This is a genomic window from Ruegeria sp. BC3, assembly GCF_056539265.1.
Genome location: NZ_JBQFUP010000002.1, coordinates 289,236 through 309,137, shown reverse-complemented (window position 1 = coordinate 309,137; position 19,902 = coordinate 289,236). Strand labels below are relative to the sequence as shown.

Annotated in this window: 16 protein-coding genes; 8 read left to right on the top strand and 8 right to left on the bottom strand. The window is 57.8% G+C overall.

All coding sequences use genetic code 11. The features are described 5' to 3' along the window. Positions 1–23: 23 nt before the first annotated feature. The gene (locus ACR0MV_RS06825) at positions 24–704 is read left to right on the top strand and encodes a GntR family transcriptional regulator (RefSeq protein ID WP_480701527.1); all 681 of its coding nucleotides are present in this window, start codon (positions 24–26) and stop codon (positions 702–704) included. A gap of 8 nt (positions 705–712) precedes the next feature. Here the strand turns inward: ACR0MV_RS06825 and ACR0MV_RS06820 are convergent, their stop codons facing one another. From ACR0MV_RS06820 to ACR0MV_RS06790, 7 genes are all read right to left on the bottom strand, one after another. After that, positions 713–1,669 carry an ABC transporter ATP-binding protein gene (locus ACR0MV_RS06820; protein ID WP_480701526.1) on the bottom strand — a complete coding sequence of 319 codons (957 nt, stop codon included), beginning with the start codon at positions 1,667–1,669 and terminating at the stop codon, positions 713–715. Then, positions 1,666–2,643: an ABC transporter ATP-binding protein gene (locus tag ACR0MV_RS06815; protein ID WP_480701525.1), complete on the bottom strand. Its 978-nt coding sequence runs from the start codon at positions 2,641–2,643 to the stop codon at positions 1,666–1,668. The genes ACR0MV_RS06820 and ACR0MV_RS06815 overlap by 4 nt, the downstream gene beginning before the upstream one ends. 4 nt (positions 2,644–2,647) lie before the next feature. Then, complete coding sequence (locus tag ACR0MV_RS06810; RefSeq protein WP_480701524.1) at positions 2,648–3,550, bottom strand: ABC transporter permease subunit; 903 nt, start codon at positions 3,548–3,550, stop codon at positions 2,648–2,650. Beyond that, positions 3,550–4,557, bottom strand: coding sequence for an ABC transporter permease subunit (locus tag ACR0MV_RS06805; protein WP_480701523.1), 1,008 nt, complete (start codon positions 4,555–4,557; stop codon positions 3,550–3,552). The genes ACR0MV_RS06810 and ACR0MV_RS06805 overlap by 1 nt, the downstream gene beginning before the upstream one ends. After that, the gene (locus tag ACR0MV_RS06800) at positions 4,557–5,651 is read right to left on the bottom strand and encodes a M24 family metallopeptidase (protein WP_480701522.1); all 1,095 of its coding nucleotides are present in this window, start codon (positions 5,649–5,651) and stop codon (positions 4,557–4,559) included. The genes ACR0MV_RS06805 and ACR0MV_RS06800 overlap by 1 nt, the downstream gene beginning before the upstream one ends. 69 nt (positions 5,652–5,720) lie before the next feature. Further along, entirely contained in the window at positions 5,721–7,304 is a 1,584-nt protein-coding gene (locus ACR0MV_RS06795) for an ABC transporter substrate-binding protein (RefSeq protein WP_480701521.1), read from the bottom strand. Between the two features lie 202 nt (positions 7,305–7,506). After that, entirely contained in the window at positions 7,507–8,427 is a 921-nt protein-coding gene (locus ACR0MV_RS06790) for a LysR family transcriptional regulator (RefSeq protein WP_480701520.1), read from the bottom strand. Positions 8,428–8,760: 333 nt separating this feature from the next. On the opposite strand from ACR0MV_RS06790, the gene ACR0MV_RS06785 reads away from it, so the two are divergent. Genes ACR0MV_RS06785 through ACR0MV_RS06775 form a run of 3 tightly spaced genes read left to right on the top strand, consistent with a single transcriptional unit; the run spans position 8,761 to position 15,136 of the window. After that, positions 8,761–11,964, top strand: a complete 3,204-nt coding sequence (locus ACR0MV_RS06785) for a beta strand repeat-containing protein (RefSeq protein WP_480701519.1) — start codon at positions 8,761–8,763, stop codon at positions 11,962–11,964. A 59-nt stretch (positions 11,965–12,023) separates the two neighbouring features. Further along, on the top strand, positions 12,024–13,781 hold the full coding sequence (locus tag ACR0MV_RS06780) for a type I secretion system permease/ATPase (RefSeq protein WP_480701518.1): 1,758 nt from the start codon (positions 12,024–12,026) through the stop codon (positions 13,779–13,781). Next, positions 13,778–15,136, top strand: a complete 1,359-nt coding sequence (locus ACR0MV_RS06775; protein WP_480701517.1) for an HlyD family type I secretion periplasmic adaptor subunit — start codon at positions 13,778–13,780, stop codon at positions 15,134–15,136. The genes ACR0MV_RS06780 and ACR0MV_RS06775 overlap by 4 nt, the downstream gene beginning before the upstream one ends. A 66-nt stretch (positions 15,137–15,202) precedes the next feature. On the opposite strand, the gene ACR0MV_RS06770 is transcribed toward ACR0MV_RS06775, so the two are convergent. Then, positions 15,203–15,820 carry a TetR/AcrR family transcriptional regulator gene (locus ACR0MV_RS06770; RefSeq protein WP_475206622.1) on the bottom strand — a complete coding sequence of 206 codons (618 nt, stop codon included), beginning with the start codon at positions 15,818–15,820 and terminating at the stop codon, positions 15,203–15,205. A 181-nt stretch (positions 15,821–16,001) separates the two neighbouring features. On the opposite strand from ACR0MV_RS06770, the gene ACR0MV_RS06765 reads away from it, so the two are divergent. The 4 genes from ACR0MV_RS06765 (at position 16,002) to ACR0MV_RS06750 (ending at position 19,779) form a co-directional block, all read left to right on the top strand. Then, on the top strand, positions 16,002–16,931 hold the full coding sequence (locus ACR0MV_RS06765; protein ID WP_480701516.1) for an AEC family transporter: 930 nt from the start codon (positions 16,002–16,004) through the stop codon (positions 16,929–16,931). 101 nt (positions 16,932–17,032) lie between these two features. Continuing rightward, a complete protein-coding gene (gene fghA, locus ACR0MV_RS06760; protein ID WP_480701515.1) occupies positions 17,033–17,866 on the top strand; it encodes an S-formylglutathione hydrolase in 834 nt (277 codons plus the stop codon). A gap of 3 nt (positions 17,867–17,869) precedes the next feature. Next, positions 17,870–19,327: a Si-specific NAD(P)(+) transhydrogenase gene (sthA, locus tag ACR0MV_RS06755; RefSeq protein WP_170423465.1), complete on the top strand. Its 1,458-nt coding sequence runs from the start codon at positions 17,870–17,872 to the stop codon at positions 19,325–19,327. After that, a complete protein-coding gene (locus ACR0MV_RS06750) occupies positions 19,324–19,779 on the top strand; it encodes a YaiI/YqxD family protein (RefSeq protein ID WP_170423463.1) in 456 nt (151 codons plus the stop codon). Before sthA ends, ACR0MV_RS06750 begins: the two co-directional genes overlap by 4 nt. Positions 19,780–19,902 lie beyond the last annotated feature (123 nt).

Below are 19,902 nucleotides of genomic sequence, written 5' to 3'. Positions count from 1 at the left end.
TATCACCGACCGAGACCACTCTTATGCCACGAACCCGCGCGATTGCACGACAAAGCCTGCCAGATGTCATCACAAATGACCTGCGCGAACGTATTCTCAGCGGCGAGATGGCCGAAGGCGAAACGATCCGGCAAGAAGCTCTGGCCGAGGACTACGACGTCTCACGCATGCCGATCCGCGAAGCGCTCAAACGATTGGATGCCGAGGGGTTGGTTCAGCTGACCAACAATCGCGGTGCATCGGTCACCTCGCATTCTCTTTCCGAGATCGGAGAGATTTTCGACCTGCGTGTGCTTTTGGAAGTCGATGTATTCAGACGCGCAATTCCTCAAATGACCGAAGCGGATTTCGCCGCTTGTGAGCGGCTGCTGAATGAGATGGAAAAATCGTACGAGGCCTACGACGTGGGCCGTTGGGGAAGCCTGAATTATGAATATCACAAGGCCTTGTACGCGGCTGCGGATCGCGGACTGACCAATGAAATACTGCAAAGGGTCAATCTGCAGTCCGATCGCTATGTTCGTATGCATCTGAGCGTGATGGAACAGCGCGAACCAGCCAAGAAAGACCACCGGCAGCTGTTGTCGCTGGCCCGCAAAGGGCAAGTTGAGGCAGCCTGTGATTTGCTGACCAAACACATCCAACGCACCAAAGACGAGTTGCTGACAATGGTCGTCAAGACACGGGGCGGCGAAGCCGGCTGAAACGCCTGCTAGGCCAATGGATGAAGGCACGCGACCTTGTGATCCGTGCCGCTCAGTTCTGGCGGGGCCGTGCGACACTCTTCGGTTGCAAGCCAACATCGTTGTGCAAAAGCACACCCCTTGGGGATATTCATGGGCGACGGCAACTCACCTTCCAGTTTGATCCGATCCTTTCGCGCATCGGGATCCGCCCGCGGGGTCGTGGACAACAACGCTTTGGAATATGGGTGCCGAGGGTCAGCAAACAGCTTGTCCTTGGGCGCTTTTTCTACCGCGCGACCCAGATACATGACGATCACGTCATCGGCAAAGTGCTTCACGACCGACAGATCATGCGAGATAAACAAGTAAGCGAGGTTCAACCTCTCCTGCAACTCGACCAACAAGTTCAAGATCTGCGACTGGATCGAGACATCCAGCGCTGAAACCGGCTCGTCCAGCACCAATACCTTCGGGTTCAGCATCAGGGCGCGAGCAATGGCGATACGCTGCCTCTGCCCGCCGGAAAACATGTGCGGATAACGATCATAATGTTCCGGTCGCAGGCCAACGAGTTCAATCATCTCCCGCGCGCGGGCCTCGCGATCGGCTGCGGACATGTCGCGGCGGTTGATGCTCAAGGGCTCTTGGAGGATTTGACCGATCCGTTGTCGGGGATTGAGCGAGCCATAGGGGTCCTGAAACACGATCTGCACGGTCTCGCGCATTTCCGCCCATTTCGACGGAGTGATATCGACACCATCAATGGTGAGGCTGCCGGAGGTTGGTTCCTCGATCATTGTCACCACCCGCGCCAACGTTGATTTCCCGCAGCCGGATTCCCCCACGATGGCCAGAGTCTTGCCTGGCTGCAGGTCGAAATCAACGCCAGACAGAGCCTTGACCGTTGCTGGTTTGGAAAACAGTCCGCCTTTGATGGTATAGAACCGGGCCAAAGCGCTGGCCTGTACGATGGGGGCGGTCATACCAGTTCTCCGGCGGTGATCTTTTCGACATGATGACAGCGGGCTTTGCCGAACTCTGCACCATGCGGCGTGGGCTGAGTGTTGTGGCACAGATCATCGGCGTATTTGCATCGTGGGCTGAACAGACACCCTTTTGGCCGGTCGAACTGACCGGGCACGACACCGGGAATTGTAGGTAGCATCTTGGACGTAGCACGCTCGGGCAGCGCACTCAGCAAAGCGGATGTGTACGGATGGCGCGGAGTGCTGAACAGATCGCCAACAGGCTGCTCTTCGACTTTCTGACCAGCATATTGGACCTGTACACGCTCGGCCGTTTCGGCAACGACTCCCATATCGTGGGTAATCAGCACCAGCCCCATCCCCTGTTCATCCCGCAGCCGGATCAGCAAATCCAGAATTTGCGCCTGAATGGTGACGTCCAGAGCCGTTGTCGGCTCGTCCGCGATCAGCAGCTTTGGGTTACAGGCAATCGCCATGGCAATCATCACACGCTGGTTCATCCCGCCCGACATCTGATGCGGAAAGGTGTTCAAGCGGCTTTCCGGTGCTGGGATACCAACTTGATCGAACAGCTCAATTGCGCGTTGGTGGCGGGCTTTGCGGTTCAGACCCAGATGGATGCGCAGCGCTTCCTTGATCTGAAAGCCGACTGTGAAACAGGGATTAAGCGACGACATCGGCTCCTGAAAGATCATGGCGATGTCCTTGCCGATGATCTTGCGCCGGTCGCGGGCGGAGATGCTGGTTAGGTCGATGCCCTCAAAACTCAGCTGATCGGCGGTAATCGTGGCGGTCCAGGGCAGCAGGCCCATCAGCGCCAGCATCGACACCGATTTGCCCGAGCCGCTTTCACCGACGATGGCCATCAGCTCGCCCTTGTCGACGGACAGATCGACTCCGTCTACCGCGCGGAACTTGCCTGAGGCCGTGGCGAATTCGACGGTGAGGTTTCGGATATCCAAAAGGCTCATATCGTCAGCTCCGCTTTAGCTTCGGATCCAGCGCGTCGCGCAGACCGTCGCCCATCAGGTTGATGGCCAACACCGTGACCAAAATGGCCAGGCCAGGGAACGTCACAACCCACCAGGCGCGCAGGATGAATTCCCGCGCCTCGGCCAGCATGGTTCCCCACTCAGGCGTCGGCGGCTGTGCACCCATGCCTAGGAAGCCAAGCGCGGCGGCATCCAGAATGGCGGTTGAGAACGACAAAGCGGCCTGCACGATGATGGGGGCCAGACAGTTCGGCAGCACCGTTCTGAACATCAGCCGGGCCTTGCCAGCACCGGCCACGCGGGCAGAAGTAACGTAATCCTTCTGACGTTCGGCCAGCACTGAAGCACGTGTCAGGCGCACGTAATGTGGCTGGAAGACGATAGCGATGGCGATCATGGCGTTCGTCAGCGACGGGCCAAGAATGGCGACCAGAACCAAAGCCAAAAGAAGCGAAGGGAAGGACAGAATAATATCCATCACCCGCATGATCAGCGTGTCGACCCATTTGGGCGCGAACCCAGAGAGCAGACCAATGATCACGCCGCCCGTTACGGCCACACAGACCACCACAATGCCGACAAAGAATGAATAGCGTGAGCCCATGATCAGCCGCGAAAGCATGTCCCGCCCCAGCGGATCGGTTCCCAAGGGAAAGGCCCAGCTTCCTCCCTCTTGCCACGCCGGAGGCTGCAGGATGTGATCCCGGAATTGCTCGGTCGGATCATAGGGTGCCAACAGGGGAGCAAAAGCCGCACACAGGACAAAGGCGGAAAACACATACAGACCAAAAACCGCACCACGGTTCTCGCTGAAGTAATACCAGAATTCACGCAATGCGCTGGGGCGGTCTTCGGTTTTGGGTGGATATGCAGACAATTCAGCCATCACCGCCTCCGAATTTTGGGGTTGATGATGCCGTAGAGGACATCGACCAATAGGTTCACCAGCATGACAATCACTGCGATCATCAGCAGACCGCCCTGCACCACCGGGTAATCACGACGGAAGATACTGTCGACCATCCACTTGCCGATGCCGGGCCAACTAAAGATCGTCTCGGTCAGGATCGCGCCAGCCAGCAAAGTGCCAACAGACAAGCCGATTACAGTCACCACCGGGATCAGTGCATTGCGCAGGGCATGCAGCCCGTTGATCCGCGCTGGGGCCAACCCCTTGGCACGGGCCGTACGGATGTAATCTTCGCCCAGAACCTCCAACATCGCCGAGCGTGTCTGGCGGGCAATGACGGCAAGGGGAATGGTGCCCAGAACGATTGTTGGCAGGATCAGATGGCGTACGGCCGATTTAAAGGCACCCTCCTGCCCCGAAAGCAAGCTGTCGATGAGCATGAAGCCTGTGACGCTGGGAAAGTAGTACAGCAGGTCGATCCGGCCGGAGACCGGCGTCCAGCCCAAATTGCCCGAAAACACGATGATCAGCAGCAAAGCCCACCAGAAGATTGGCATGGAATAGCCCACAAGTGCCGAAGACATCAGCGCCCGATCAAAGAACTTGCCTCGGTTCACGGCGGCGATCACGCCGGCTGGCAACCCCAATGCAACCGCAAAGATCATCGCGCAGATCGAAAGCTCTAGCGTAGCGGGAAACAGGGCAAAGAACTCGTCCCAAACCGGCTTCTTGGTGACAAAGCTCTCACCCAGATCGCCGTGCAGCACACCGGTCAGATAATCCCAGTATTGCTGCAGGATAGGTTTGTCGAAGCCCAGCTTTTCGACCATCTCCTGATAGCGTTCTTCGGTCATACCGCGTTCACCGGCCATCACGATGATCGGATCGCCCGGCAGCACCCGGATGAACATGAACGAAATCAGCGTCACGCCCAGAAATGTCGGAATGAACATGCCAAGGCGTGTAAGAAAATAGCCAAACATCAGCGACCTATGATTGTCAGATCTTTTGGAAAGCTGGTTAGCGAGCGGCAACCATCGTCGGTCACCAAGACATCATCTTCAATCCGAACGCCGAAGTTGTCCAGATCATAGAGACCCGGTTCATTCGTCCAGACCATACCAGCACGGATGATCTGATCGTTTCCACGCATAATATACGGCGCTTCGTGCACATCGCGACCCAAACCGTGTCCTGTCTTGGTACGGATACGGTCCGCATAAGGTGACGCTTCGAGAACTCCGGTCACAGCGTCGTCGATATTATGAGCAGTTACACCCGGACGGCAAACTTCAAAGCCAGCCAGATTGGCGCGCAGTACCGTGTCATAGACCGCCCTGCCCTCGTCCGAGACATCCTGAACGAAGAAGGTCCGCGTGATGTCGGCGGCAAACCCATGTTTGCGTGCCCCAAAGTCGAACAAAAGCGCATCGCCCGCTTTGATTTGGTAGTCCGCCCGTGCCTTACCATGTGGGCGTGCCGAGTTGTCCCCGGCCGCAACGATTGGCGAAAAGGCCAGTGAGGCTGCGCCTTCGGAAAAAAGCGCCTGAATCAGCACCTGTTCGATCTGTTTTTCCGTCTGGCCGACGCGCACATCCGCGATAACACGTTCCAGAGCGCGTTCCGAAACATCAATAGCCGCTTGCAAGGCGGCGATATCGTCGTCCGTCTTTATAATGCGCAGGCCTGAGATTTCGCGCTCGCCGTCCACGATGCGCAGATCTGGGATGGCACGGGTAAAGGCTTTGGACACGAAAACCCGCATCACCTGCCCCTCAACGGCCAGAGATTTTAGCGGTATATGCTCGGCCAAAGCAGCGAATGCGCCGTCATATCCGGTCTGATCCAGCCAATCGAAAACCGCACCATCGAAACCAACCAGATCCCATGATCCCAGTTCCAGATTGGGCACAATTGCTGCCGGGGCTCCCTGTGCCGGGATCACGACCACAAAGGGACGCTCATGGCTCATGAAGGGTTTACCCAATGCGCGGGTGAAATTCGGGCCGGGCACCAGTGCCACGGCGTCTACTGACATGTCCTTTGCCAGCTGACGGTACTCGGACAAATCCGGCATGTGCGCCGACCTCCCAATATTGAAAACCGGAGCCGCCAATTGGGGCGGCTCCGATCAGTGAGTGGTGTTTTATTCGACGCTTACGCCGTAGAAGATGTGGCCGCCCAAGGGATGAACCTTGTAGCCCTGCACCTCGTTACGCATCGGCATGTAGACGACTGAATGCGCGATGGTGGCCCATGGTGCCTGTTCTTTGAAGATGACCTGCGCCTGTTCATACAGCTTGGCACGCTCAGCCTGATCGGTTGACTGTTTGGCCTCAAGGATCAGGTCTTCAAACGGCTGGTGGCACCATTGTGCCCGGTTTGACGCTTCGCGACCGTCACAGCCCAGCAGTACCGCCAGGAAGTTGTCCGGATCGCCGTTGTCACCAGTCCAGCCCAGCAGAACCGCACCATCCCGGTTCAGGTCTTTCGAACGTGAGAGGTATTCGCCCCATTCATAAGAAACGATCTCGACATCCACGCCGATCTTGCCAAAATCCTCTTGGATTAGTTCCGCCATACGACGCGCATTCGGGTTGTAGGGGCGCTGCACCGGCATCGCCCAAACCTTCATCGACAGGTCAGAGACACCTTCGGCTTCCAGCATCGCCTTGGCTGCTTCTGGGTCATAAGCGTCGTCCGTGATGGCATCGTTATAACCCCACATGGTCGGCGGGATCGGGTTCTTGGCAACCTGCCCCGAGCCCTGGAAGACAACCTCGATGATCGCGTTCTTGTCTATCGCCATGTTCAGCGCCTTGCGGACATTCGGATTGTCGAACGGCGCCATTGTGGTGTTGTAGGCAAGGTAACCGACATTCAGGCCCTCTTGCTCCATCATGTTGATGTCACCGTCATCCTGCATCGCCTGAATATCGGCGGGGTTCGGATAGGGCATGATGTGGCATTCGCCGGCCTTCAGCTTTTGATACCGAACCGAGGCATCCGGCGTGATCGCGAAGATCAGGTTTTCGACATCCGCCGGGTCCTTCCAGTAATCGCCATTCTGGGCATAACGGATCACCGCATCCTTCTGGTATGCCACGAACGAGAACGGGCCGGTACCGATGGGCGCTGTGTTCAGCTTCTCAGGCGTGCCAGCCGCCATCATCGCGTCGGCGTATTCAGCTGACAGGATAGACGCGAAATCCATCGCCATATTGGCCACGAATGGTGCTTCGGGCTTGGTCAAAGTGAATTTCACGGTATAGTCGTCGACCTTTTCAATGGACTCGACCAAATCGGGCATGCCCATGCCCTTGAAGTATTCCCACGTTCCACCGGACACCTGGTTATACGGGTGGCCTTCGTCCTTCTGACGCATGAACGAAAAGATGACGTCATCCGCATTGAAATCGCGGGTTGGGGTGAACTCGTCGTTCGAATGGAACTTGACCCCCTGACGCAGCTTGAACGTGTATTCCAGACCGTCATCGCTGGCTTCGACGCTTTCGGCCAAACCGGGGATCACATTGGTTGTCCCGGTTTCAAATTCGAGCAGGCGGTTGTAGATCGGGTGCGATGAGGCATCGAAGGTGGTCCCGGCCGTAAACAGCGCCGGATCGAAGCCTTCGGGTGAACCTTCCGAACAATATACCAATGTGCTGGCATGCGCGGCCGCGCTGGACAGGGCGATTGCCGCAGTTGCCGCCAAAAATCCAAGTTTCATGATTGTCTCCCAGAAATGTTTTAAATCGGCTTTCGCGTTGCTTTTGTTGGTCAAGCAATTCCAGACGACTCTCATCGTCGCGAAATTTGTGGTAGTTGTATCCAAAATACAAAATCCATTGTCAACTCAATTTGATACTAAATATGCCTGACCAGCGAACAACTTGTGTTGGCCGGGCTTGTTTTCAGCGGATTGAGAGGCGTTACGCCTTGAAAGTTGGCGTCACACCGACCGGTGGGCGATCCAAAATGTAAGCGCCGATGCGGTTCAAAACCGGGCGTCTGGGGTACCCCGGGCGCGTCGCAGCACCCAGATTGCGCAAGTGTCCCGGCCCTTCGAACGGTACAAAGCACAATGGCCATTGATCCCGTTTGAATTGTTCGGCTGCCAGGGCGGACACGATGGTGCAGTCATCGGAGTGGCAGATGTGGCGGCAGATCGTCTCGAACCGCAGCGCGCTCAGGTCGAAACGCTTGGCGACCCGGATCGCGGGATCCGCCTTGGGCAAACGATCTTCAAGCTCGTAGCCAAAACTGTGAGGCAACCGGATAAAATCATGTGGCGGTACATCCTCTGGCGTGACGGAGTCCAGAGTACAGAGCGGATGCCCATGCCGCATGGCCAGAAACAAAGGCTCAGACCAGATCGAAGTGAAATCCAGCGCGGCGCTGTTGTTCACTTTTGCGACCAAAGCCATGTCCAGCCTATGGTCTTCGACCATGTCCAACATGTTTTGCGGAAGATCCTCAATCATCGTCACACGCATGCGAGAGAATTGGTCACTGAACAATTCCGAAAAATATTGCGTCAGGTACGGCGCAAGCGTCGGGGTCATACCGATGCGGAATGGAACGGCTTCGGGATCACGAAACTCGGTCGCCGTATCCCGAATTTTCTGAGCTTCAGACAGGATGGTTTCGGCAACCTGCAGAATACGTTGACCAAAGACGGTCGGGCGCACTTCATTGTTCAGGCGTAGGAACAGTTCGACCCCAAGTTCGTTTTCCAGCTTCTTGATCTGATTGGACAGAGCAGGCTGAGATACGTTGCAAGCGACCGCCGCCTGACTGAACTGGCCATGCTTTGCGATGGCGAGCACATATTCCAAATCCCTGAAATTCATCCGCTCAATCTCTCTGCGGTCACGTAAATGCTGGGCTCTTTCTACCGTAAAGCGCACGACCGCGCAGGAAATCTGGATCAAATCCACTGACGAAACTGTTAACGCGCGCTTTTGAATAGGCTGTGTGACACAATGGGGACAACGTAACCCCCTGTTTTTACAACTCCGAACCACGCGGGCATTCACGCAAACCGTGAGTATTTGCGTTGGTTATGCCCCCGATTTGCAGGATGAATTTCAGCAGACCGGGGTGGCCGTCTACCCCTTTGTTACGTGGAACGACCCGATCAACGGGCGGGCTGCCAAACTTAACAATTTTTGACGGAGTACCCCATGCTGTCCCAACTTCTGACAAGCCTGCGCGCGCGTCTTTTGACCACGTCCAATCTGGCGCAAGAGACAAGCCGCGATGGCCAGACCCTTTTCAACAACTTCTTCCAGACCACTGTTGTCGACGACACACCGGGCTTTGTTCTGGCAAACGACTTTTCCCGCCTGCTGAACTTTGGCGAGATCATCACCAACAATGCCGTCGCTGCTGTTCAGGCGCAGGGTCAGGACGTTGACGTCTTCAACTTCCGCACCGGCCGGATTGAGGCGAATAGCGGCCCTGACGCCCTGGCCACAGGTGTTCAGGTCACCGGCAGCGCAAACGTGCGCAACTTTGGCGAGATTGTAGGCCAGTTTAACGGCGTGCAGTTTGCTGGGGCGCAAAGCTCGGGCGGTGTGGATAACTTCCGCGGTGGCGTGATCAGTTCAGACAGCCGCGCAGTGGATATTCAGGGCCAGGGCATCGATGTTCGCAACTTCGGCGACATCCTCGGCACCGGCGATCAGCGCAACGGCACAATCTACACCAACAGCACTGCCGAGGACATTTCGATTTCAAACTTCACTGGCGGCACGATTGATGCGGGTGACGGCAACCAAGGGGCCGGAATCTCGCTGCAGATCGGCGATGAGGTTAGTGATCGGGTGGAGACCGACGTTTTCAACGGCTTTGGCGCGACCATTCAGGGGCGCGGACAGGCAGCTGCGAACACAGGTCTGGCCGGTGATGGCATCCGCATCGACGACGGTGCCGAAGGGGCCACCTTGGACACCGAAATTCTTAACAGCGGCCTGATCTCGACCGAAAGCAATCAGGGCACGGCCGCAGGTATCCGCGTCGCGGATGGCGTGAATGTCGAAGGCGAGATCCTGAACACCGCCACCGGCGTGATCGAAGGCCCGCGCAACGGTCTGTATATCGGCAATGGTGAACACGATCTGGACGTGTTGAACTTTGGCACCATCCAGTCGGGCAGCCGTGCGGTGAATATCGATGGTTCGGGCGTAGACCTGATCAATGGTGGTGACATTCTGGGCGCCGGTGATCAGCGCAACGGAACGATCTATGCAGATGACACCGCCCGTGATTTCTCGATCAACAACCTGGCCACCGGTACAATTGATGCGGGCGAGCATAACAACGGCGCAGGTATCTCGCTGTCGTTGGGCGAGACCGGTAATGGAAAGGTCGAGGTTCAGAACGCAGGTACCATCGCTGGCCGCGGAAACGCTGGCGCAGGACTGGGCACTGCTGGCGATGGCATCCGTCTGGAAGGTGCACGTCTTGAGGGCGGCGGATTTGGGCCGGCCCTGTTTGACGGTGCGATCACGAACAGCGGGTCGGTCACCTCGGAGGGTGCAAACGGCACCGTGGGTGCATTCCGCGCGGTCAACAACGTCAACTTCCAGGGCACCCTGACGAACGAAGCAACCGGCCTTTTCGCAGGTGTACAGAACGGCGTCTATTTCGGGACCGGCGACCACAGCGGCGGAGCGTTCATAAACCGCGGCACCGTTTCTTCGGACAGCCGCGCCCTGAACATCGATGGCGATGGCCTTTCGGTTGAAAACGAAGGGGCAATCCTGGGCACCGGCAACCAGCGCAACGGAACCGTCTACGCAGATGGCACCGCTGACAACTATACCTTCGCCAACACCGGACTGGTGGATGCAGGCGAGGACAATAATGGCTCGGCCGTCTCGCTGCAAACCGGTGATGTGGCAGGTGATGTTGTTTCGGCTGCGATTACCAACCAAGGTGTTTTCCAGGGCCGCGGTGACGCGGTTGAGGGGAACCAGGTCGGTGACGGTCTCCGCTTGTTCACCAACCAGGATGACGCGTCCTTTGCCGGAGTTGTCATAAATGAGGGTCTGATCGCCGGGTCCGATCAATCGGACGCCGCAGTGGGCGTTCGTATCGACGGAGGTTTGAACCTGCTGGGCGCGATCCTCAACGAAGGCGAAATCCGCGGCACCGTCAATGCGATCGACGCGACAGATGCCGGAGATGTCACCATCGTCAACGACGACGAGGGTGTGATCAACGGCAACGTCCTGTTGGGTGATGGTGACGACATCTTCGTCGATCTGGGTACCACCAATGGCGACATCGACGGTGGTGCAGGTGATGATGTTCTGATCGCAGGCGATGCGGACAATGTACTGACCGGCGGTCTGGGCAACGACTTCATCGATGGCGGTGAAGGCGTCGACACGGCTGATTTCTCGGATCTGGATGTGGCCTTACAGGTGCGCCTGGATGCCAACGGCAACGGCACCGCAACGCGCGACACCGGTTTCAACGTCTCTATCGTGGATGCGATTGTGGACGCACCGGATCAGTTCGGTGCGAACATCCCGGATGGCAACTGGTTCGTGGAAGAGGCCGTGCAGGGCAACCTATACTACAACATCCACACCTCTGACTTCCCAGCGGGCGAAATTCGCGGGCAGTTGCTGGTCGACAGCGACGTGACCGAGAACGGCATCCGCACCGTTTCACCGAGCGGTGTTCTGGACGCAGAGCAAGAGCCCGGACCAACATCGGACAGCGACGCCACCGGCAACGCGACGGTCGTCATCACTCAGAACCTGACAACGGGCGAGGTGAGCTATTCCAGCGAACTTAGCGTTGTAGGACTGAACGAAGCCGATCTGAACACGCCGATCCCCGGTGTCGTTTCGGCGATCCATCTGCACAACGCTCCTGCGGGTGTGAATGGTCCGGTCGTGCAGGACACGCTGGTGGATGCTGGTGCCACACTGGATGTCGACGCCACAGGCGGTACCGGAGTTGTCGGGCAAGACGTGATCGACAATCAGATCGAAACTGACGTGCTGGTCTCGATCGAGAACGTGATCGGTTCGAATGATGGCGACGTTATTGTCGGCAGCGATCAGGAAAACGTTCTGGACGGTGCCGAGGGTGATGATCTGCTGAACGGTGAGGGCGGCAACGATGTCCTGATCGGGGGCGCAGGTGCTGACACCTTCTTGTTCCAGGGCACGTTCGGTGACGATACGATCACGGACTTTGAGGTGGGTGTGGACCAGATCCAGATCGGCGATCTGAACCCTGACTTCGCTGGTGAAGTTAATGCCGCTCAGGACGGGCAGGACACCGTGATCAGCTTTGGCGATGCCGGTTCTGTTCGCCTGTCGAACTTCGACGTTGCTGATCTGAACGACAACGACTTCGTCGTCTAATCAATCAACAACGGGGCGACGCAAGTCGCCCCGTTTTTACAACCGGAAAGGGTTCCCCGATGTTCCAGAAAGCCAACCCCGTGAAATCCGCCTGGGGGTCATTGCGCAAAGGATTTGTCGCAGTTGCCTTCTTTAGCCTGTTTCTCAACCTTCTGATGCTGGCCGGGCCGCTTTACATGCTGCAGGTCTATGATCGCGTTCTGACCAGCCAGAATGTCGAGACCCTGATTGCCCTCTCCGTTTTACTGGCCGGTGTTTTCGTCGTGATCGCCTGTCTCGACCTGATGCGTATGCGCATTCTCGGCCGTCTGGCGGCCCGGTTTGAGCTGACCGTCGGTGCCCCCGTTCTTGGGGCTGCAATGTGCCGCCGTGTCCAAGGTGAGATCCAGGCGGGCGACAATCTGGTCGAAGATGTGAATGGCTTTCGCGAGTTCATCTCGGGCACGACCCTGACCGCCTTTTTTGATGCGCCGTGGATACCGATCTATTTGTTGGTGCTGTATGTGTTGCACCCCTATCTGGGCCTGCTTGGATTGGCCGGTGCGGTTTTGCTGACGGTCATGGCGCTGATCAACAACGCGCGCGCACGGACGCCAATGCAGTCGGCGACGCAAGCACGCGGCCGTTCGGACGCTTTGTTCAACACCAGCGACAAGAACGCCGAAATGGTGCACGCGCTTGGCATGAAGTCTGATCTGTTGTGCCGCTGGACCTCGCTTCAAACAGAGGCGCATCAACACAAAACCCGTGCCGCAGATCGGGTGGCCGGCTTCTCGGTGATCTCAAAAACCGTTCGGATGGGTTTGCAATCCGCCATTCTGGGTCTGGGCGCCGCTCTTGCCATAACCGGTGAATCCACGGCTGGCGTAATGATTGCCGCCACTATCGTGCTCGCCCGAGCGTTGGCACCCATTGACCAGCTGATTGGCCAGTGGCGCAGCTTTTTGGCGGCGCGTGGGTCCTACACAAAGCTCTCCAAACTGACCGACGAATTCGCTGATACCCCGCCCAACCTTCACCTGCCCCGAGCGTTCAAATCGCTGGACGTCAAGATCGCGCAGGCTGGACCTCCGCGCGCGATCAACGCGTCGATCCGTCAAGTCGACTTTGGTTTGGTGGCTGGGGACGTGCTGGCCATTATCGGCCACAGCGGCTCGGGCAAGACCACGCTGGGCAAGATGCTGGCCGGTATATGGCACCCGCAACGGGGCGAAGTACTGCTGGACGGCAGCCCAATGTCGAAATGGAACGAAGAGGACTTGGGCAAGCAGATCGGTTACCTGCCGCAAGACGTCGATTTGTTCGACGGTACAATCCGTGAAAACATTGGCCGGTTTTCTGTTGCCATTGACGATGCCGAAGTGCTGCGCGCTGCGCGCGAGGCTGGCGTGCACGAAATGATTAGCGCCCTGCCCGACGGATATGAGACCCGGATCGGGCGTGGGTTCTTTTTGTCGGGCGGGCAACGCCAGAGGTTGGCTTTGGCGCGCGCGCTATATGGCGATCCGTTTGTACTGATCCTGGACGAACCGAACTCGGACCTGGACGCCGAAGGCGAGCAGGCGCTGCGCGATGCGATCATGGCGGCTCGGGCCCGTGGCGCAATCGCCATCGTCATGACCCACCGTCCGGCGACTCTGCAGGCGGCCAACAAGGTCATGGTCCTGCGCAATGGAACCCAGACCCAGTTCGGCAACAAAGAGGACGTTCTGCGCGTGAACCGGCGCAACGTTCTGGACAATCCGACACAAACCGGGGCGAAGGCACCTGCTGCGCGCCCTGCCTCTGCACCTCAGATCACCGGAGCGGCCCAATGACACAGTTGATCCAACGCCCGAATTCTCAGCCCGCCCTCGCCATGAAGGACACACAGATCGCCCAGCCTCCGGGGATCAGGGGGTATGTCCTATTCGGGCTGTTCGCCCTGACGGCCTTTGTCGGGGGCAGCGTCTATTGGGCCTTCGCCTCAAAACTGGATGGGGCCGTGGTCGCGCCTGCTTCGTTCGTGGTCGAAGGTGATCGCAAGACGGTGGAACATCTGGATGGCGGCATCATCGACTCGATCCTCGTGACAGACGGCGCATTCGTGAATGCGGGCCAGGCCTTGGTGCAGCTGGATAGCACCGAAATTGACGTTGAACTAAGTGTTTTGGGTAGTCAGTTGGGCGAGTTGTCAGTGCGCCGCGCCCGTTTGTTGGCGCAAATGAGCGGCAGTCAACAATTCGATGAATCAACGGCCTTGGCCGGGTTCAGTGACGGAATGGAACGCCTGCACTGGCTGTCGCCCTATCTGACGCAAAAACAGCTGTTTGACGCAGAAGCCCGCGCACGACAGACCGAAGTCCAGATCAATGCGCAGCGTATCTCGGGTTTGCGCAACCAGATCGCGGGTTTGAATGAACAGCGACGTTCGGCCCAGAACCAGGTCGACATCACTCAGGTCGAGCTGTCGAACCTGCAATCCCTTCTGGAAAACGGCTTAGTGGCGGCCACGCGTGTCAGCGCGCGTCAGATCGAACTGGAGCGTCTGGGCGGCGTCGACGCGTCGTTGCGCACTCAAATCGCGCAAGCTGAAGATCAGGTTCAGGAATTGCAATTGTCCCTGCTTAGCCAGCAAAAACTGCGCGATGAAGTTATCGCCGGAGAACTTGCGATCGTGGACGCGCAGCTTGATCTGATCCGCTCGCAATACAGCGGCGCGGCAGAACGGTTGAAGCGGACAAAGGTGCTGGCCCCGGCCAGTGGACGCGTTGTCAACCTGGCGGTCTCGACCAAAGGTGGCGTCATTCGTCCCGGCGAGCCAATCATGGATATTGTCCCCGCCAATCAGGCACTGATCGTCGAGGCGCGGATCAAAACCGGCGATATCGATAAGCTGCAGATCGGGCAATCCACACGAATTCGCCTGTCAGCCTTTGCGCAAGCCGACGTCCCCGAGGCCAGCGGACAGATATTCGACATCTCTGCCGACGCATTGGAGGACGATCGCACCGGCGAGACATACTATAAGGCGCGGGTAAAGTTGGATGCGGATCAATCCACCGAAGTCGCCGCCCTTGATCTGGTACCGGGCATGCCTGCAGATCTGTTCGTGAATACGGGCGAGCGTGCTGTGATCAGCTATCTGTCGCAACCAATCAGCGATCGGCTGGCAAAGACATTTATCGAGTGACTGGTTAAGCCCGCATCCGGGATGCCGGGTGCGGGTCGTTTTGCGCTTTATCTTGGATCTACCGGCTTAAACACCGTACCGGGCCATGAACATCTCAACCGCCTGCAGGGCGATTTCGTCGATCTCTGCCTTGGAAAAGCTCTTTTGAATTCCGATGGCTGCACGCGTCCAGATCCGAACCTTGCACAATTCGCTGAACTGCTCTGCTGCCAATTGGAGGTCGTCGATGGCCAGCTCGCCTTTGTTGACCGCTTTCTCGAGATATTCGACCATCTTGCGCTGACCGTTCTGTGGTCCGGCCTCGTAGAATGTTTGACCTAGCTCAGGGAATCTGTCGCGCTCGGCGATGCAGATGCGAAACATTTGTTGCGAAAAATCCGAGACCAGAAAAGCCGTTAGTTCCCTCGCAGCAATCGTCAGAACTTCGCGGGCCGGTTTGCAGTCGTCCACCATCGCAACGACGTTTTCTGCCATCCGCTTGCACTCGACCTGGGCCACTTCCATGAACAACAGGCGCTTGTCCGGAAAATAGCTATAAAGCGTTGCTTTCGACACCCCGGCGGTCCGTGCAATGTCGTCAACGCTTGCACCCTCAAAACCGTCCGCCATGAAAACCTCTCGGGCTCCGCGCAGGACCTGATCAAATTTTCGGCCTGTACGCAGGATGGCGGCTGCTTCGGTCATGGGCTCTCCTTAGTTCATATGGGTGTCGAATGTATAAACCGTTCAGTTCAGATACAACGATTCGCATAGTTTCCGGGTCAGAGGCAATTGTTTAGGCAACTCGAACGGGTTTTAGGCCGCAAGCCAATCCTGTGTGCGGACAATGCTTGCAGCTTGCTAAATCCGTGATACGAAGTTCCTCATGGTCGATATCTTCCTGCGCACGCTGCCCTTTTTCGCGATCATCGGCCTGGGATACTGGGCCGGTCGCAGCCGTTTTTTCACCGAAGAGGCGACGGCCTATCTGACCAAATTCGTTTTCTATTTCGCGCTGTCGGCCATGCTGTTTCGCTTTGCCGCCACCCTGCCCTTTGCCGAGATTTTCAATGCAAGGCTTGTTCTGGGGTACCTGATCGGCACCGCGGCGGTGTACAGCCTAGCCACTCTGGTTGCATGGGTACGGCGGCTTGATATCCCAACCGCTGCGGTCGAGGCGCAATGCGCGGCGATCGGCAATGTCGGTTTTTTAGGGCTGCCCATGTTGGCGTTGCTGTTTACCGAGGCTGCCATCGGGCCGGTCATGCTGGTTCTGACCGTTGATCTGGTCGTGTTCTCGTCATTGATCGTCATTCTAATCAACGGCGGGCGTGATGGGCGACTGACCCCGGCAACTTTCCGGCTGATCGGGATCGGGCTGCTGAAGAACCCGATGATCGTTTCGATCTCAGCTGGTCTGCTCTGGTCCGCCTTTCAAATCCCCGTCCCTACGCCACTGAACGATTTCCTGACCATTCTGGGCGGCGCGGCCACACCAGGCGCCCTGTTCGCTATCGGAGCGTCGCTGGCCAGCAAATCGGCCGAGCGCGTTCATATCGCGGGCTGGTTAAGCTTTTGCAAACTCGTCATCCACCCTGCCTGCGTTGCAATCGTTCTTTTGTGGATTCTTCCCGTTGCCGCCTTTCCGGCATCCGTGGCAATCGCAGCCGCGGCGTTGCCAGTGGCAGGCAATGTATACATGCTGGCCGCGCATTACGGCGTTGCCCCGCACCGAGCATCTGCTGCGATCCTGCTGTCCACGGCCGCAAGTATTCTGACCGTGCCTTTGGTGATTGCCTGGGTCGGAACGCCCTGACGCTGCTTTAGTGAAAAATGTCTTGCGGCAGGCACTCAGGCTTTACGTATCGCCCTTGTGCCTATAGCCATGGCGCAAACCTAACGTAAGGACAAAACCAGATGGAAACCCTTTCGGAAAATGCATGTTTCGGAGGCGTCCAGGGCGTCTACCGCCACACCTCGTCCGCCTGCCGGTGCGACATGACCTTTGGTCTTTTCCTTCCGGCTGAGGCCAAGGATGGTCCGGTTCCTGTTCTGTGGTATCTGTCGGGCCTGACCTGCACCCATGAAAACGCGATGACAAAAGCGGGTGCGCAGGCGTGGGCAGCCGAGCAAGGCATCGCCGTTGTATTCCCGGACACCTCTCCGCGCGGTGAAGGTGTTGCCGACCACGAGGATTACGATCTGGGTCAGGGTGCCGGATTCTATGTGAACGCAACCCAAGAGCCATGGGCTCCGCATTTCAATATGTGGGATTATGTTGCCGAGGAACTTCCTGCTTTCTTGATCGAAAACTTCCCGATTGACGGCAACCGTCAGGCCATCACGGGCCATTCGATGGGCGGCCACGGCGCGTTGACGCTGGCCATGAACCTGCCGGGCCGCTTCCGCTCGGTATCCGCCTTTGCGCCCATCTCGAACCCAACCGGTGCGGACTGGGGTCGCAAGCAACTAAGTGCGTATCTGGGCGGCGATCAGTCACATTGGGATAAACACGACTCTTCCGTGATGATGAGGGAAAAGGGCTTCGATGGTCCTGTACTGATCGACACGGGTGCCAACGACCAATTCATCGACCTGCTGCGCCCCGAAACCTTGGCGCAGGCGATTGCCGAACGTCGCCAGCAGGCAACCTTCCGCCTGCAGCCGGGCTATGACCATTCATACTTCTTTGTGTCGACCTTCATGGAAGACCACATCACATTCCACGCCGAGGCGCTGTACGGAGACTAAGGCATGAGCGACTACGATTACGACCTGATTATCATCGGGTCTGGTCCTTCGGGGCGATCTGCGGCGATTCAAGCGGGCAAACTGAAACGGCGCGTTCTGGTGATCGACCGCAAGGACCGGTTTGGTGGCGTCTCAGTGCACACCGGGACGATCCCCTCCAAGACCTTGCGGGAAACGGTTCTGAACCTGTCCGGCTGGCGCGAACGCAGCTTTTATGGGCGGTCCTATCGGGTGAAAGATCAGATCAGGGCCGAAGACCTTAAGGCGCGCCTGCACATGACGCTGGACCACGAGGTTGACGTGTTGGAACATCAGTTCAACCGCAACCATGTGGAAACCATGAACGGGCTGGCGAAGTTCGTTGGCCCGCATGAGGTTGAGGTTGCAACGGATGCTGGAGAAACCACGCGTCTGACGGCGGCCAAGTTCCTGATTGCGACCGGCACCAAGACCTATCGCCCCGACTACGTGCCCTTCAATGGCAAGACCGTGGTTGATGGTGACGACTTTCTTGAGATGGCCGAGATTCCACGCTCGCTGGTTGTGATCGGTGCCGGGGTGATCGGGGTTGAATACGCCACGATGTTCTCAGCGCTGGATGTGCGGGTGACGCTGATCGAACCACGCGAGACGTTCCTTGATTTTATCGACAGCCGCTTGATCCATGATTTCACGCACCAAATCCGGGAAAACGGCGTTGATCTGCGTCTGGGTTCTGCAGTCGAAAATATCGAAGATGCAGGCGATCATGTTGAGGTCACATTGGAAAACGGTCGTCACGTCCGCGCCGAGATGCTGCTGTTTGCTGCAGGACGTATGGGCGCGACCTCGGCGCTGAACCTGGAGTCCGTCGGTCTGGAGACCGATCATCGCAATCGGATCAAGGTAGATCGCAAGACCTACCAGACCTCTGTCCCTCATATCTACGCCACCGGCGATGTGATTGGGCATCCCTCGCTTGCCTCGACCTCGCTGCAACAGGGCCGCGTGGCGGCATGCCATGCGTTGGATACCCCTACCCTGCCAGAAAGCCCGTGGTACCCGTATGGTATCTACTCTGTGCCCGAGATCTCGACCTGCGGCATGTCCGAGGAAGAACTGCAGGAACGCGGCATCCCTTATGAGGTCGGCGTGGCGCGATTCCGCGAAACCTCACGTGGGCATATCATGGGTCTGGAACATGGTATGCTGAAGATGCTGTTTTCGCTGAAAACCCGCCGAGTGCTGGGTGTGCAGATCGTGGGCGAAGGGGCGACTGAGCTGATTCACATCGCGCAAGCCGTGCTGAACCTGAAGGGCACAGTGGATTACTTCGTTCAGAATACGTTCAACTATCCGACGCTGGCCGAGGCCTATAAAATTGCAGGTCTGGACGCATTCAACCGGATGCCGATCCCAGAAGAGTTCAAGGTGCGCAAGAAACCCGCAGAACCCGCCAATAAAGAGGCCAAGAAAGCGTGACGACCCTGTATGTCGATGGCGATGCCTGCCCGGTCAAGGCCGAGGCCGAACGTGTCGCCACGCGGCACAAAGTGCCTATAGCTTTGGTCTCGAACGGTGGGCTTCGCCTCTCGGCCAACCCGTTGGTGCAGGTGGTCATCGTCGCAGAAGGCGCGGATGAGGCGGATAAGTGGATTGCTGAACGCTGCGGCACAGGAGACGTTGTGGTGACCTCCGACATCCCGTTGGCCGCCAAGTGTGTCGAGGCCGGCGCGCGGGTTCTCCGCCCCAACGGCGAGACGTTCACGGCAGCCAATATAGGCCAGCAACTGGCGATGCGCGACCTGATGGCCGACCTGCGCGCAGCCAATCCGTTGGGCGCGGGCGGAGGTGGCAAACCCTTTGGCAAGGCGGATCGGTCTAGGTTTCTGGACGCGTTGGAACGCGAATTGAGAGCGGCGCAACGAGGCTGATCCTCCCGCCTGCTTCTGCCGCATCTCAGATGCGCCTGAGGCAGTTGGGCCAGGCAGCGCTGCGCGCTGCGGTTGTGTCTTGATAAACACCGTCGGGATTGGTTCAGTCGCCTCACGCAATAA